General features: G+C 39.4%; 14 protein-coding genes and 2 pseudogenes. 8 read left to right on the forward strand and 8 right to left on the reverse strand.

The features are described 5' to 3' along the window. From BMG01_RS11010 to BMG01_RS08690, 6 genes and pseudogenes are all read right to left on the reverse strand, one after another. Window positions 1-80 (reverse strand): helix-turn-helix domain-containing protein (locus BMG01_RS11010; RefSeq protein WP_143471347.1); only part of this gene is annotated, 80 nt, incomplete at its 3' end. A 95-nt stretch (window positions 81-175) separates the two neighbouring features. Next, window positions 176-772, reverse strand: a pseudogene (locus BMG01_RS08665) (sugar-binding domain-containing protein); the annotation flags it as partial. A 167-nt stretch (window positions 773-939) separates the two neighbouring features. After that, the gene (locus BMG01_RS08670; RefSeq protein WP_004914992.1) at window positions 940-1,383 is read right to left on the reverse strand and encodes a universal stress protein; all 444 of its coding nucleotides are present in this window, start codon (window positions 1,381-1,383) and stop codon (window positions 940-942) included. A 392-nt stretch (window positions 1,384-1,775) separates the two neighbouring features. Further along, the gene (locus BMG01_RS08680; RefSeq protein WP_036068527.1) at window positions 1,776-3,059 is read right to left on the reverse strand and encodes a replication-associated recombination protein A; all 1,284 of its coding nucleotides are present in this window, start codon (window positions 3,057-3,059) and stop codon (window positions 1,776-1,778) included. Between the two features lie 7 nt (window positions 3,060-3,066). Then, window positions 3,067-3,441 carry a YueI family protein gene (locus tag BMG01_RS08685; RefSeq protein WP_004914986.1) on the reverse strand — a complete coding sequence of 125 codons (375 nt, stop codon included), beginning with the start codon at window positions 3,439-3,441 and terminating at the stop codon, window positions 3,067-3,069. A 94-nt stretch (window positions 3,442-3,535) separates the two neighbouring features. After that, the gene (locus tag BMG01_RS08690; protein ID WP_004914985.1) at window positions 3,536-4,765 is read right to left on the reverse strand and encodes an MFS transporter; all 1,230 of its coding nucleotides are present in this window, start codon (window positions 4,763-4,765) and stop codon (window positions 3,536-3,538) included. Between the two features lie 128 nt (window positions 4,766-4,893). On the opposite strand from BMG01_RS08690, the gene BMG01_RS11470 reads away from it, so the two are divergent. Both BMG01_RS11470 and BMG01_RS11475 read left to right on the forward strand, forming a co-directional pair. Then, a complete protein-coding gene (locus BMG01_RS11470) occupies window positions 4,894-5,859 on the forward strand; it encodes an ABC transporter substrate-binding protein (RefSeq protein ID WP_233127286.1) in 966 nt (321 codons plus the stop codon). Between the two features lie 69 nt (window positions 5,860-5,928). After that, window positions 5,929-6,594 carry a hypothetical protein gene (locus BMG01_RS11475; RefSeq protein WP_233127287.1) on the forward strand — a complete coding sequence of 222 codons (666 nt, stop codon included), beginning with the start codon at window positions 5,929-5,931 and terminating at the stop codon, window positions 6,592-6,594. A gap of 106 nt (window positions 6,595-6,700) precedes the next feature. Here the strand turns inward: BMG01_RS11475 and rpsD are convergent, their stop codons facing one another. Next, on the reverse strand, window positions 6,701-7,312 hold the full coding sequence (gene rpsD / locus BMG01_RS08700) for a 30S ribosomal protein S4 (protein WP_004914980.1): 612 nt from the start codon (window positions 7,310-7,312) through the stop codon (window positions 6,701-6,703). A 305-nt stretch (window positions 7,313-7,617) separates the two neighbouring features. Here rpsD and ezrA point away from each other — a divergent pair, with 305 nt between their 5' ends. Continuing rightward, a complete protein-coding gene (ezrA, locus tag BMG01_RS08705) occupies window positions 7,618-9,333 on the forward strand; it encodes a septation ring formation regulator EzrA (protein ID WP_004914977.1) in 1,716 nt (571 codons plus the stop codon). Window positions 9,334-9,382: 49 nt separating this feature from the next. Beyond that, a pseudogene (locus BMG01_RS08710) lies at window positions 9,383-9,910 on the forward strand (GNAT family N-acetyltransferase). Window positions 9,911-9,948: 38 nt separating this feature from the next. On the opposite strand, the gene BMG01_RS08715 reads toward BMG01_RS08710, so the two are convergent. Then, on the reverse strand, window positions 9,949-11,349 hold the full coding sequence (locus BMG01_RS08715; RefSeq protein ID WP_036068525.1) for an APC family permease: 1,401 nt from the start codon (window positions 11,347-11,349) through the stop codon (window positions 9,949-9,951). 117 nt (window positions 11,350-11,466) lie between these two features. Here BMG01_RS08715 and BMG01_RS08720 point away from each other — a divergent pair, with 117 nt between their 5' ends. The 4 genes from BMG01_RS08720 (at window position 11,467) to BMG01_RS08735 (ending at window position 15,621) form a co-directional block, all read left to right on the forward strand. After that, window positions 11,467-12,051, forward strand: a complete 585-nt coding sequence (locus BMG01_RS08720) for an AAA family ATPase (RefSeq protein ID WP_036067138.1) — start codon at window positions 11,467-11,469, stop codon at window positions 12,049-12,051. A 284-nt stretch (window positions 12,052-12,335) separates the two neighbouring features. Beyond that, window positions 12,336-13,529 carry an aminotransferase class I/II-fold pyridoxal phosphate-dependent enzyme gene (locus BMG01_RS08725; RefSeq protein ID WP_004914958.1) on the forward strand — a complete coding sequence of 398 codons (1,194 nt, stop codon included), beginning with the start codon at window positions 12,336-12,338 and terminating at the stop codon, window positions 13,527-13,529. Then, window positions 13,522-14,511, forward strand: coding sequence for a D-2-hydroxyacid dehydrogenase (locus tag BMG01_RS08730; protein WP_004914954.1), 990 nt, complete (start codon window positions 13,522-13,524; stop codon window positions 14,509-14,511). Before BMG01_RS08725 ends, BMG01_RS08730 begins: the two co-directional genes overlap by 8 nt. Before the next feature lie 36 nt (window positions 14,512-14,547). After that, the gene (locus tag BMG01_RS08735) at window positions 14,548-15,621 is read left to right on the forward strand and encodes a PTS transporter subunit IIC (protein ID WP_004914952.1); all 1,074 of its coding nucleotides are present in this window, start codon (window positions 14,548-14,550) and stop codon (window positions 15,619-15,621) included. Window positions 15,622-15,986: the final 365 nt, after the last annotated feature.

Here is a 15,986-nt window from a genome sequence, read left to right on the forward strand (position 1 = left end):
CGCGCAATGGCACGAACAGAATAATTCAATTCGAGTAAAGTTTGAATGACAGTGCGTTCTTGAGATGATAAACTAGTCATGAGTCGCAGTTCCTTTATGGTTGTTTTAGACAATTACCATTAAAGGCGCTGCGGCTTTTTTATTCAAGTGTTCGGTTTAATTTTACAATCTACCATTTATATACTTCAACTGCTAATTTATTTTCACCCGCTTGCAAATAAGGTGTTAGATCAAATTCAGCTTGTGAAAAACTATCTTCAGAATAACCAATAAAATGACCATTGAGCCAAAGATACATCGCTTTTTCAACGCCATCAAATTGAATATGAACGTCATGTTGAGCAAAGTTGTCTGGTAACGTAAAGGTTTTGATGTATTGACCAACGGTATTGTCTGCCGCTTCACTGAAAAGACCTTTATAGGATTTATCGTGACTAAGAGAATATGGTGGACGTCGATAGATTTTGCCCTCCCAAGGGTAGAGTGTATTGATGTAGTGAATTTGACCAAATCCTTGTAACTCAATATGCCCCGGAACAGCAATGTGTTCGAATTGTTCAACGTCAAAATCCGGTTGTTCAAAGCCAATCAGTCGCTGAGATGGATTTTCTGAAAAATGAAATTGCCAGTCACCATCTAAACTTTTAGTAAAACTCGACTGCTTTTGTTTGATTTCATCTGTTGTTTGGTACATGGTATGATCACTATGAGCTGGCAATTTACCAACGCGGAAGACGCGGGGATCATCTAACCAATCCAATTTTTCTAACATAATGTCTCCTTTATTAGTATAATAATGAAACCGCTTACAATAGAATTTTACCATAAATTAGTAAATATTTTATAGAATTTATTTGATGATTACTAAATGTTTTTTAGTCAAACTAAATGAAAGAGGCAAAAAAAACAACCTCAACATGAGGTTGTTTTTTGAAGCGCTTAGCCGCGAACAACTAATACGTCTGTTTTGGCAGTGCGAGTTACAAATTCAGTTACTGAACCAATAACTAAGCGTTCTACGGCGTTCAAGCCAGTAGCACCAATAACGATTAGATCGGCATTTACTTCACTTGGGACATCCTTAGCAATCAATGCTTTAGGTGAGCCATATTCAATTAAGTAGTCAACATTTTTGACACCAGCCTCGGTTGCTTGAGCCTTGTACTTTTCTAAGCTTTTGCGTGTTTCATCTGACACAGCCTCAACCATGGTGTCATCGAAACTAGCAACGTTTTGGAAAGCACGAGTATCAATTACGTTCAAAATTGACAAAACACCGGCATCGCCAGCGTCCAGTGTCAACTCAATGGCGCGAGACAAGGCAGCTTCAGATTCTTTTGAGCCATCCATAGGTACCAAAATCTTGTGATAGTTTGCTGTCATAATAACTTCCTCCATAAAACGTGTTCCCACGGTTTTTCTTTACACCTTTAGTATAGCGCTTTCATACTAAAATTAGTAGTAAATTGTCTATTATTTCACAGAATAGTCTAATTCCAATAAAAAAGCGTTCACAAATGTGAACGCACGGGTCATGCCCGGAATACTCAATTGATACCGTTAATCGTTGCGCAGATTTTCCTCGAAATTATCGAGGTGGATGGTGCATCAAGATTGTCAGATTACCGAATGAAAGGGCAGATCTTCTAAGTCAAGAATTCCCAACCGAAAATAAAGGTTGTAAGGAAAAAGCTGATGATGCAACAATGCGTATATCTGAGTAATTCAAAGTATATTATAACGCGAAAAGATTTTGAACAACAGTCTTGACATTTTCAGCTTAAACCTTTTTGTTGTTGTGATTTTAACGACTGATAAACATCACGGAATTGTTTTTCTGTTTTAGAATTACCTTTTGGTTGGAAGTAAGTTTTGTTTTTGAGTTTGTCTGGTAAATATTGTTGCGGCACCCAGTCATTATCAAAATCATGCGGATAAATGTAGTCCACACCATGACCAAGATCGTGCGCACCTTTGTAATGCGCATCTTTCAAGTGATCTGGAATATCCGAAATTTTACCACTGCGGACATCACTGAGAGCGTTATCAATTGCAGTATAAGCAGCATTTGATTTTGGTGATAAAGCGAGTTCGATTATGGCGTTGGCCAATGGAATGCGCGCTTCTGGAAATCCAAGCGTTTGTGCGGCCTGAATGGCTGTTATAGCGCGTTGTGCTGCAGCTGGATTAGCTAAACTGATGTCCTCATACGCAATCACAGTTAATCGTCGCGCTAAGATTGGTAAATCGCCAGATTCAATAATGCGCGCTGCATAATGCAACGCAGCATCAGCGTCTGATCCTCGAATTGATTTTTGTAGCGCAGAAATAACGTCATAGTGTGCATCGCCATCTTTGTCTGCTGACAATGCCTTGCGTTGCACCGTTTCTTCAACAATAGGTAAGGTAATATGGATGACATTATTTTTATCTGGTTTTGTGGATAATACAGCGAGCTCCAAACCATTGAGCGCACTACGGAGGTCGCCATTAGTGGCTCGTGATAGTTGCGTTAATGCATTATCATCAAGCGCAACATCATATTCACCAAGTCCTTTTTCTTTGTCATCTAGTGCACGCGCAACGGCACTTTTAATATCCTCAGCACTAAGACTATTCACCTGAAAAATCTGTGTACGGGAGCGGATGGCGGGTGTGACGTTAATATATGGATTTTCCGTGGTGGCGCCGATTAGAATAATTGCCCCTGATTCAAGGTGTGGCAACAAAAAGTCTTGTTTAACTTTGTTCAAACGATGAATTTCGTCGAGCAATAATACGACTGTACCAGACATTTTGGCTTCTTCAGCAACAATTTGCAAATCTTTTTGACTATCAGTTGCTGCGTTAAGCATACGAAAAGCATATTTTGACGAACCGGCAATCGCACTAGCGATTGAAGTCTTACCTGTACCGGGTGGACCATATAAAATCATGGAACTCAAGCGATGCGCAGCGACCATGCGCCAAATAATCTTGCCTTCACCGACAAGATGTTGTTGACCAACAATTTCTTCAATTTTTGTGGGGCGCATACGGTACGCAAGGGGTTGTTGCATGAGGCACTTATCCTAAATAAATATTATCAACATTAACAGCGGTGTTGGCTGCTAGTAAAACGGCGATTGGATCATCATGCTGATGGCTTTTGGTTGCGTCAGATAATAATGTGAAAGGGTGCTTACTTTGTGTAGCTAGACCAACGTATTTAGCAAAATAGTCGCCTGCGAGATTTTGGTCGATAAGCACTTTTCCAATGCTGTGTGATTTTAACGAAGCGGCAAAAGCTGATTGTATTGCAGTGCTGCCAAGTTGTGAGACTTTAACAGCAACAATAACACGTTCTCGAAACGTGCCGAGGTAGCGGCTTTGTTCGTCAGGATTAATTTTTGGTGTGCCGTTACCAAGTTGCTCTTGCTGTAAGCGTTCATTGATGTCCATATTTTTCTCCGATACGTTTGATAATTCCATTATACGTTATCTGAGAATGGTTTTTCATGTTTAGCTGAGGATTTTTGCGGATCAATTTTATTTGTCAAGGTTGAACGTGATGAGTATCAAACATTTTGAGTGATAGTAAGGTTAAAATAATAGCGCCGCCGCCTAGAAATAAAATCAGTATACCGATTAGTGAATTAGTTAGTAGTGGTGATCCAACTAAAACCAAGCTAGCCAATATTTTACCTAGTTGAAAGATACTACCATTGAAAGCAATATAGGCGCCACGCTGGCTTTTGGGCATTAAATTAGCCAACTGTACCTGTCGAGTTGGCACATACATGAGTTCTCCAAAAGATAGAATTAAGCTTGAAATAAGGAGTGGTAAAAAAGTGATTGTGGTTGCTTGCAAAGCAAAGCCAATCGTGAATAATAATGTGCCAATTGTGAAAATATAGCGTGTATTATACCGCGCAATCCATTTTGAAAACAGTGCAGTGAAAAATATAATAATTAGTGTGTTTATTGTCGTTAACACGCTAATCATTTTAACACCGTTCAGTGGCACAGCAAATATTGTCGTGTGAACGAATTTTTCTGCAAGATGAATCGCAATATAATTTGTCCGTTGAAATTCAACCGCAAGCAATAAAATACCACCCAACGTGAAAATGAGAAATGGTAAATCTTTGAAGACAGGCTGATAGTGTTTGAAGACAGCAAGCATGCCGATTTTTGGTGAGGATAGTTGGTTGCTTTGATAGGTTTCTGTAATTGAAAAAATCGTCAATAAAAGTGATAAAGTGTTAATTATCATGAGCGTAGAAGCTAATATTATGAAGTGTGATTCAAATAACCAACCGCCAATCATACTGCCGATCATTAACGATAAGTTACTAGCCCAATAATTGATGGCATACATAAAGGCACGTGTTGTTTTAGTTGAAACGTCGATTAACATTGCCTCGCTGGCTGGGTTAAGCAAGCCACTAGCAACATTGCCAATTGACATCATGATAAAGGTTAGCCAAGGCAGATGGTATACTGGGATGTTTGCCAAAAAAATGCCAGCTGATCCGATTAGTTTAATGGTTTCACCAGTAATCAATAAAGGTCGCCGTCCATACATATCTGTCAAATGGCCACCATAAACACCGGCTAAAAAAGCAATGACGATATTAATCATCATTAAGATTCCTGCTGTTTGTGCATTATAGGCATGGGATAAATAGATAGCCATAAATGGGAAAATCAGTGAACTACCAAAACGACTTAAAAATTGGATTTTGATACGAGCTTTAATATTAGGATGTAAAGTTTGCCACATGAGATTATTTCTCGCTTTCATAATTGCATGTTATGATTATAGCAAGTTATGATTATAAAATAGACGTTAATTTTGTAAAACGGACTTCGTTAAAATAAAATGTCTACTTTTACAGCAGGGATATGAAAATGATTAGTAAAATTTACATTGAATTACGTCTTCATTATTTAAAATTTGGAACAATTGTTCAGTTTAGAACCAAAGAATTAGCTGAATTTTGGGCGGTTTCAGTTAAACAAGCGCAACGAAGATTACGGCATTTTTCGGATGACAGACTGTTAACTTATGAGCCGGGACGAGGGCGTGGTCATTTGTCAAAAATTCATTTTTTAAATGATTTTCGTGTGGAGTTAACAGACACGATGCGTCATGCAATTATCATAAATGATAATTGCATGACGTTTTATCTTTTTCAACTAGGCATACCGACAATTTGGTTGGCACAATTTCGTCGTCAATTAACAAATCTTTTAGGATTACAAGTGCAAGACGATCATAAACGAATCTTAAGGCAAGTTTCGACGCGTAAAATAACATCATTAGACCCAGTTAACGTGGCTATTCATCATGAATATGAATTAGTTATGCAACTAGGTGATACGTTAATCAAGTATGACAATGGGTTACAACCAGGATTAGCACACCATTGGACGTCAAATCAATCGGCGACGATCTGGACTTTCTATTTACGTAAAGGGGTACAGTTTCATAACGGCAAGGAAATGACTAGTCTTGATGTCAAAAAGACATTTGAGCGTGTGCAACAGCGAGTAGGTGCTCGCTATTGGCAGTTGATCAATCTTGTAAAAATAGTTCCGCGAGCCACAGACGTCGTTGAATTTTATTTTAGTGCGTCTGAACCACTATGTGCGAGATTTGTTGCCGACGCCAAATATATTATCATTGATTGTGATTCGTCAATTGACAATCTTCATTGGATTGGAACGGGCGCTTTTGAAGTGGTTGAAAGCACAAATGACATCTTTAGGTTGAAAGCTTTCAATAATTATTATGGTTTTCGTGCCATGATTGATGAGGTTCAGTATCTGTTAGTTGATGATGATAACATCGCCAAACACTTATTTAATCCCTAAGACTATGGCAATTATGACTATATAAAAAAACAACGTGCTATACCTGGTGCTGAATTTGTCATCGCGAACATGAATCGCAAGACTATCATTCAGGACACATTAGTACGGGAAGCATTATACAACATCATTGATATGCGTTATTTTGATAGGCATTTGGGTGATATTGCCAGTCATTACCACCGTGAGGATTCTATTGCAGATCATAATAAATCTATGCAGCAGGCTAGACAGTTAATCAGAAAATCTGGTTATTCCGGCGAACCAATTATTCTAGGTGTGCTTTCGCATATCAAATCGGCTATTGATATGGCGAAGTGGATACAAGAACGTGCACAACAAGCTGGTATTTATATTGAAATTTTGTATTATAGTTTTACAAATGATTACTATTCCGATGTTTTGGAGCAACAAGCAGATCTCGTCATGTTAGCTGATGTCCCAATGAACGACGACGAATTTGCTTATATAGAATTTCTAACAAGCCCGACATTATTGGTACAAAAAATGTTAACAATTGATTTGAAAAATGATTTGCAGCAAATGGTTATTCAATTCAAACAAGCACCAACTATAGAACAGCGACATACTATATATTTGACGATTGATAATTGGCTAACAGATCATTTTTTCATGATTTATACAATTCATGCGGTTCGTGATGTCTATATCCATCAATTTCTAGCTAATGGTGAATATGGAAATGACTATAAAAACGCGTGGCAAATGCCAAAATAACACAAAAAAAAGCACCACCAAACGCGATATGTAACCAAAAGTTAAAACAACTTTTTGGTGTACTATCATGAATGGTAGTGCTTTTAAACCGAATTGAATTAATTTATTAACCCAAACGGTTGTAGTATTCGACGATCAACGCTTCGTTGATTTCGGCATCTAGTTCTTCACGTTCTGGCAAACGAACTAAAGTACCTTCAAGCTTTTCGGTATCAAATGATACGAATTGTGGACGAGCCACTACTGATTCAACAGCGACTTGGATAGGCAAGATGTTCTTTGACTTCTCGCGAACTGAGACAACTTGACCAGGTTGAACGCTGTATGATGGGACATCAACGCGCTTACCGTCAACCAAGATGTGACCATGGTTAACTAGTTGACGTGCTTGTTGGCGTGTTGTTGCCAAACCAAGACGGTAAACCAATGAATCCAAACGTTGCTCCAACAAGATCATGAAGTTAGTACCGTGAGTACCCTTACGGATCTTACCAGCTTTGTTAAACAAAGAATGGAATTGACGTTCAGTCAAACCGTAAGTGAAACGCAACTTTTGCTTTTCACGCAATTGTGTACCATATTCAGAAATCTTAGCGCGACGGCCGGCACCGTGATCGCCAGGTGCGTATGCACGACGTGACAATTCTTTACCAGTACCAGACAATGAAACACCCAAGCGACGAGAAATGCGCCACTTTGGACCTGTATAACGTGACATGTATATGTCCTCCAAAATGTAGTTTGCTGTACATTTGAGGGTAAGTACCAGATGCGTGCAGCGCCGAACTTGACGTTTCTCAGAGCCAGTAGCTATGGCCTTACTAACGATTTGGGGCGCTGTTGACGCGCTTCTTTACTTACTGCTACTCAATTTAACAACTTCTCCCATACTACCAGAAACTTACGTAAATAGCAAGTTCTTAAGAAAGCTGTAAACGATTTGAGATTTAGCAAACGTCCTTTAATTCAGCTAAATAAGTGATAATATTGAGAGTGAAAATTAAAAGGTCGGAAACTATCTCTATGTTCAATTTTACAATTCTAGCAATTATATTAGCACTCGTGGTTATTGCCTATTTAGCAATCTTTGTTTTACAAAGAGCTACTGTCAAAAAAGTCAATGAACTGAAAGCTCGGAAAGCACAACTCGAATCACTAAAGGTTCGTAATGAGTTGGTTGAGGCACGTAAGCTATCCTTGACAGGGCAATCACTCAAAAATTATCAGAAATTTGAAAGTGATTATAACGACGTTCAAAATAATAAATTTTTGAAAATTGATCAACAAGCCAATTTGGTTCTTTTTGAGGCGCGCGGAATCAATATTGTTAAAACACGCCGTGAAATGGTGCGTTTGCAATCAATGGTTGATGATACAGAAACGACCATTAAAAACGTGCGCGCAGGTTTGTCAGATTTGAAGAAAATTGATGAAGCGCATCGAGAAGCAATTCGTGATCTTAAAAAGAAGTATGAAGACTTACGCAAACGTTTACTGGCCGAAAATTTCAAGTTTGGGCCAGCCAATCCTGCGCTTGACCAGTTTTTGAGTCAACTTGAAGGTGATTATGATGAATTCACCCGTTTGACTGAAGCGGGTGATCATGCCACGGCCTCAGACATTTACGAACAACTTGCCATGGAAACCACACAAATGGAAAACATGATGCAAGATATTCCGGCTTACTTTGACAAATTGAACGTTAAATATGTTGAACAACTCAATGAACTTGCGCAGGGGCATGCACAGTTAGTGGCGGATGGCTATGTGTTCCCCAATGATAGCGTTGAGCAGGAACTACAAGCAATTGATGGGCAACGCCAACAAGTGTTGAATTTATTGGCTGATCTTAAATTAAAAGAAGTTGCCGAGCAAAATGGTTACATTGAAACACGTATTGATAATATGTACGATACAATGGAAACTGAAGTCAAGGCACGCCAACATGTTGTTAAAAATGCGAATAACTTATCATCTGATTTGTTGCGCTTGCGAGAACAAAATCAAGCTTTGACAATTGAACTAGATCGTTTGGGGCAAAGTTTTCAATTTAATCATCAAGAGTTGGAAACCCGACGAACATTACTTGAACAAATTAATACGGCGGAAGCACAAATTGATCATAATGATGATTTGTTAGAATCCAAAGAAATTTCATACAGTGAGTTGCGGATTCAACAAGAAAAACTTTTGAAGCAATTTGCCGAAATTGAAACACAACAAGTTGAAATTTGGGACAAGATTTCTGGATTGGAAAAAGCAGATCGTTCAGCTCGTCAACTAGGTGGTCAATATCAACAAGAAATTGAAAATATTAAACATGCTGTCGAGCGTCTTAATTTACCAGGTTTGCCAGCGGTTTATCTGGAGTATTTCTACGCTGTATCAAATGAATTAGAACGATTGGCTAAGTCTCTAAATGCCAATTTGATTGATATGGATGAAGTCCAACGTCAACTTAACATTGTCTCTGCCGATATTGACACATTAAAAGAAAAGACAGATGATATTGTTGACGAGGCCGCACTGACTGAGCAACTATTACAATATTCAAATCGTTATCGTGCTTCAAGCGAGCGGGTAGCTGCTGCCAGTGAACAGGCGCGTATGTTTTATGAACGAGAGTATAATTTCAAACAGGCAATGGACGTCTTGGGGCCAGCACTTAATAGCGTTGAACCTGGCATATATGAAAAAATCGTTGATTCCTATATGCGTCGCAAAACTCCATTGTCTTAAAAGTCATCACAATCGTGATGGCTTTTTACATTAAAAAATGAGGCAATAAATGAAACAAGTTACTGATTATCCAGAAATTCAAACCGAGCGTTTGCGGCTTCGTCGTGTTCGCCTATCGGATGCTCCGGCAATGCTGATATATATGAGTGATGAAGATACAGTCCGTTGGTTATCTGGAATAAGAAAACAAACGATTACCGAAATAACACAATCTATTCGTGATTATTTTTGGCATGATGAACCTGGCACCATGAAATATGCTATTGCTGATTTGAAAACTGATGAATTAATGGGAACAATTGATTTTCGTTACCATTCTGACTAAAATGATGCAGAAATTGGTTATGTTTTGGCACCACAACAACGAGGCAATGGCTATGTTAGTGAAGCAGTGAAAGCATTGCTTCACATTGGATTTACAGAATTAGCTATTAATGTTATCTGGATCGGGCATGATCAAGATAATGTTCGAAGTCGGCGGGTCGCACAGCGACTTGGTTTTCATAGTGAAGGGGTAGATTCACAAGGTCACCAAATTTGGACACTGACTAAGAATCAGTATCTTGCAATGCAATAATAAAAGGCTTCATCTTTATCTAGATGAAGCCTTTTATATTAAGACATTTTAGAATGTTTGATACCATAGGCAAAATACCAGATGATACCAATTACAAGCCAGATACCAAACATCTTGAGGGTCTCAGCTGATAACTGTGAAATGAAGAATAGACTCAACAGACCGCCAATGAACGGAATGGCAGGATAGCCGGGAACTTTGAAGCCATCATGAGCCAAGTCTTTACGACGGCGTAAAATCAGTATACCAAAGTTAATAAACATGAAAGCAACTAAGGTTCCGGCGTTGATTAAGCTAGCCAAAGTGCTTAATGGAATCAAACCTGCAAAAATCATTTCAATGGCAACGGCTACGATCAACGCATTGACGGGTAAATGAGATCCTTTTGAAATGTGTCCTAGTGATCTTGGTAGCAAACCATCTCTACCAAAAGAATAAGCAAGTCGTGATGAGGCATAAACAAGCGCTAAGACGGCTGTAAACATACCAATTAGTGCACCGACCGTGATGACAACAGAGAATTGTGTTTGATGAACGACTTGCAAAGCAAAAGCAGCAGGATCATCAACACCCAATTTTTTGTAGTTAACAATACCGGTTAAGACGATTGAGAAAAGTGTGTACAGCAAGGCAGAAACAATGACTGTACCAACAATCCCTCTTACCATTGTCTTTTGGGGATTTTTGACTTCGGCAGCATGTGCAGCGATTGTATCAAAACCAAGAAAAGCGAAAATAATACTGGCAGTAGCTGCCCAAATACCATTCAATCCGCCAAGACCACTATGAAATTCTTTTGGATAAAATGGGACATAATTAGTTGTTTTAATGAAAAATGAGCCACCAATAATGAATAGTGCAAGGATAACGATTTTTAAAACGACGGCACCGTTTTCAATCTTTTTCGAGGTGCTAAGACCACGAGAAAGAATTGCTGCCACAATCAGAATAATCAACATGGCAAATAGATTAACCACGCCACCTTCCATTGGACCCGCCATGAGTGCCTTGGGCATATGAATATTAAATATTGTTAACAAGTTGCCTAAATAAGCGGAAAAACCAGTGGCAATAGCAGAAACAGCGAGAAAGTATTCGACAATTAAGGACCAACCCAATAGCCAACCAATAATTTCGCCATAAATCACGCCACCGTATGAATAGGCTGAACCAGCCACTGGCATCGCTGATGAAAATTCAGCAAAAGCCATGCCTGATAAACCAGAAAAGACCGCCGCAATCAAAAAAGCAATTGCCACAGCCGGCCCAGCATGCTCAGCCGCTTCGTGGCCAGGTAAGATAAAAATACCTGTGCCAATAACAGTTCCAACCCCTAGACTAATCAGATCCTTAGTAGTTAAAACACGCTCCATGTGTGAATCAGCAGCAATATAATTATTGACTGACTCCCGTTTAAAAGCTCTTGATAATACAGACATAATAATTCTCCAACATAATTTTAATAAATCAATAACTATTATTTTATCAATTTAACACGCACTTGTCTAACTGTGCTTCAAGTTTTACGTTACAATGAAAGATAAGGAATTTAGATGATGAAAAATAATAAAGTGTTTGTTATAACGGGAGCGACTGGCGTTGGGAAAACCACCATTGCGCGTTACTTACAAGAAACCTATCATATGCCACGGGTAATTACACACACGACCAGAAAACCGCGTGATTGTGAAGAAAATGGTGGTGCTTACTATTTTGAAACAAATGATAGTTTTGAAAAAAATCATTATTTAGAACGGGTCATGTACGCGGGCTCAAAATATGGTTCCTCGCACGAGGCTTTGGCATTAGCATGGGCTCAAAGTAATTTTGCGACGATTGTCTTGGACACAGCAGGTGCAATTACTTACGCACGAGAACTGGGTGAACAAGCTGTCATTATTTTTGTGACGGTAACGCACCCTGATGTACTCATTGAGCGGGTTCAAATTCGTGGCGATGATCCGACAATTGTTAAACAACGTATTGCATCACCAGAATTTATGCGTGATGTGACGTTACCGGAAGCTCTGAAAGGTGTTGCTTATCAATTAGAAAATGATGATTGGGCGAAAACAAAAGCACGATTGGATTTGATTGTAACTGATGTGATGAATGGCAGAAGTCTGCCTAAAAAAATCTAAACTGTGATTTTTTTTAGAATATGCTTGACATAAAATAATTATAGCATTATAATTATCTCATAAAATAAAAAGGTATTGGTTATATGACACGTACACAACGCGCAATTTCAGTAAGTTATTACTTTAAGTATTTCGGCTAATCGTCCTAATACTTAAAGCATTTTGCGTAGGTATTCGGACAACGTTCCGAATGCCGCAGTGAGTTCGTTATTAATGAGCAAACGCACATTCGGGTAGTCGTCCGAGTGTGCGTTTTGTATTTGTCTTAATTAAGGAGAATGAAAATGGAAGTGAAACCGGAATTATTGCAATCGTTGAATAAAAATCTTTCGTTGGTTGGACCATCGGCAATACGTGCTTTTGATGTAGAGGTTAGTGCCATTCCAAACATCATTAAGTTAACATTGGGTGAACCAGATTTCAACGTTCCAGAGCATATCAAACAAGCTGCAATTCAATCAATTATTGATGATGATTCACACTATGCTGCCTCGAATGGTACATTGGCACTGCGTCAAGCTGCTGCCAACTTTTTACAAGATCGCTATCAAGTTAATTATGATGCTGCATCTGAAATTATTGTGACAGTTGGTGCGACAGAAGCAATTTATGCAACGCTAACAACGATTCTTAATCCTGAAGACAAAATCATTTTGCCAACACCTATTTTCCCTTTGTACATTGCCGTAGGTTTGGTTGACGGTGCGCAACCCGTTTATATTAATACAGCACCAACTGATTTTATTCTGACACCGGATTTACTGAAAGCTGCTATTGCAGAACATGGTGACGCGATTAAAGCTGTGGTTCTGAATTTTCCATCTAACCCAACTGGCGTGACCTATAATTATGAACAAGTTAAAGCTTTGGCTGATGTGTTGCGCGAAACTAATATTATCGTCATCTCTGATGAAATTTATTCAGAACTTTCGTATGACAATGATCACGTTTCAATGGCAAAATATCTCCCAGAACAAACAATTGTGCTAAACGGCGTATCAAAATCACATGCCATGACAGGTTATCGTATTGGCATTTTGGCTGGACCGGCAAAACTAGTGCAAAAGATTGCTATGATTCATCAATTTACAATTACAACTGCCTCAAACCCGGCAATGGCAGCCGCGACAGAAGCATTAGGTACAGAAGCTGGTCGTCAAGATACTTTGGATATGAAGGCAGCCTATCGTCAGCGTCGAGACTTTGTCTATGAACAAATGACATCATTAGGATTTCAAGTTGCTAAACCTGATGGCGCGTTCTATATTTTTGCTAAAATTCCAGCTGGCTACTTGCAAGATGATTTTGAATTTGCGCGCGACTTAGCTAACAAGAATGGCTTAGCTTTGATTCCGGGCTCTTCTTTTGGACCTGGCGGAGAAGGTTACGTTCGTTTGAGCTACGCAGCCGCAATTGAAACTCTCCAAGAAGCAATGGCGCGTTTGACATTATATATGAAAGAAAATAAAAATGACTAAAATTTTAATGACTAGTGTTCGCAATGATGAAGAAGAGGCGATTAATGCCTACGCCAAATTACATCACATTGAAATAGAGATTTCTCGGGATGAGTTTCATCCAGAAACAATGCCCGATTTAACAAATATTGATGGTTTGGTGATTCAGCAAACTGCTGAAATAGGTGGCGATCAAGCTTTTTACAATCAATTAGCACAACAAGTTGGCCAAATTACGACGCGCACAGCAGGATATGACATGATTGAGGTTGACTTGGCCAAAAACGCAGGCTTAAAAGTTACTAATGTGCCAGCCTATTCGCCAAGATCGGTAGCAGAAATGGCTCTAATGCAGATTTTCCGTTTACTACGACGAACACCGGAGTTTGATGCGCGTATTGCACAAAATGATTTTCGCTGGGCGGGCTTGCAGTCGAGAGAAATTCATTCCGTGACAGTCGGCATCATTGGTGCAGGTCGTATTGGCGGCACTTTAGCTGGCTTACTTCATGCACTTGGCACAAAAGTTTTAGCTTATGATGTTAATCCGCGCGACGACTTGCGTGATTTAGTGACGTATGTCTCTAAAGAAGAACTCTTGTCTCAGAGTGATGTTATTAGTTTGCACGTTGACCTAAATGATACGTCCGTTAATTTACTATCTGCTTCTGATTTTTCTCAAATGAAAGATGGTGGCTTGCTCGTTAACGCCTCCCGTGGTCCAGTCATCAACACTGATGATCTTATTGATGCATTAGATAATGGCAAGTTGCATGCTGTTGCTTTAGATACTGTAACTGACGAGTCACCAGTTTTTAATCATGATTTACGAAAAACAGGAGTAGCAGATGAGCGCATTAAAAAGTTATTGGCCATGCCCAATGTCCTCTTAACACCGCATGTTGCCTTTTTCACAAATATTGCTGTTGCTAACATGGTCGATTTTGCCTTAGATGATGTCTTAACTATTCTGTCAGGCGCCACTTCACCACATGAAATATAAAAAAAGCGCTTTTTAGCGCATACATAAGGAAAAAATATGACAACACTCACTCAAAACATTCAAAAACGAACAAATCCCTTATCAATCAAGCAGTTCATCATTAATGTCTTAAATGGCACTAGTTTGGGTATTGTTATTACTTTAATTCCAGGAGCGCTAGTCAGTCAGTTGCTCTTATTGTTTTCTGGTAATCAAATTGCGACTCAAATCGGCTTCATGACAACCTTGATTCAAAGTGCGCTACCAATTGTTGCTGGATTTGCAGTAGGACAAATTTTCAAATTGTCAGCGATTGATTCTGGCTCCATTGGTTTAGCAATGTTTGTTTCAGCTGGCGTTGTAACGAATACGCCCAAGGGGATGATTATTGGTGGAACGGGCGTTGTGCTGAATATCATTTTAGTAGCGCTCATTGCCACAGCATTAGTTAAGTTAACCGAAACAATTTTTGGACACTTGAAAATGTTACTTCAGCCTCTGTTTGTACTTGTTGTTGCGGGTGGAATTGGTTTAATTACTTTAGATCCTCTCAGACACGTGCAAATGGTAATTGGTTCATGGGTTGCGCAAGCTACTGATTTAACACCTATTCTGATGGGGGCTGTACTAGCAGCAGCGTTTGCGTTTTTGGTTGTTTCACCCTTGTCATCGGTTGGAGTGGCGATGGCCATTAGTTTGACAGGTGTGGGATCATGTGCCGCAAACGTTGGCATCACAGTGGCCAGCTTCACATTAGCCGCAATGGGTGCCAGTGTGAATCCGCTGGGTGGCACTTTGGCACACTTTGTTGGCTCACCAAAGATTCAGATGGCTAATATGTTAACAAAACCCAAGCTTTTCTTGCCTACAACAATTGCGGCCGCTATAATGGGGGCGATTTCTACCTTGCTAAACACCAAAGGAACGCCTTTTTCAGCTGGATTTGGATTTTCCGGGCTGATTGGTCCTTTGACGGCGTTTAATGAAGCTGGAAAAACGGGAATCGCCATGTTAAATGTTTTCATTGTATTTGTTGTTTTACCAATTTTACTTGCGTTAGGGATGAAGTGGTTGTTTATGACCAAAATAAACATGATCCAACCGGAAGATTTAAAGTTAACATTGAAGTGAGCTATTAAGATAAGGTAAAGGGAGAGGTGAATGAAGCGAACGGGGGAGAGGGAAACGGGGAAGAAGTGAGGTAAAAAGCGAACGAAACGAGGGAAAAAAGGAGGCGGGGTAAGGAAAGGACAAACGGGGTAAAGTGGAGGTAAAAGAAAGGGAAAAAGGAGTTGACGAGGCGGGATAAAGTTGGTATATTAATATATGTTCTGACGGAGGCAAAAGCGAGTCAGGGCGAGCCGGAAGCTTGAGCGAGTCAACGAAGAAAGTAGTTGACAAGGCAAGAACAAGGTGATAAGATAATATAGTTGTCTCAAGGGGCAATAAGTAGCACATTGAAAACTGAACAAAACTTTGAACAAACGAATCTGTGG

Origin of the sequence: Leuconostoc sp. BM2 (assembly GCF_002095565.1) — a bacterium.
GTDB classification, from domain to species: Bacteria; Bacillota; Bacilli; order Lactobacillales; family Lactobacillaceae; genus Leuconostoc; species Leuconostoc falkenbergense.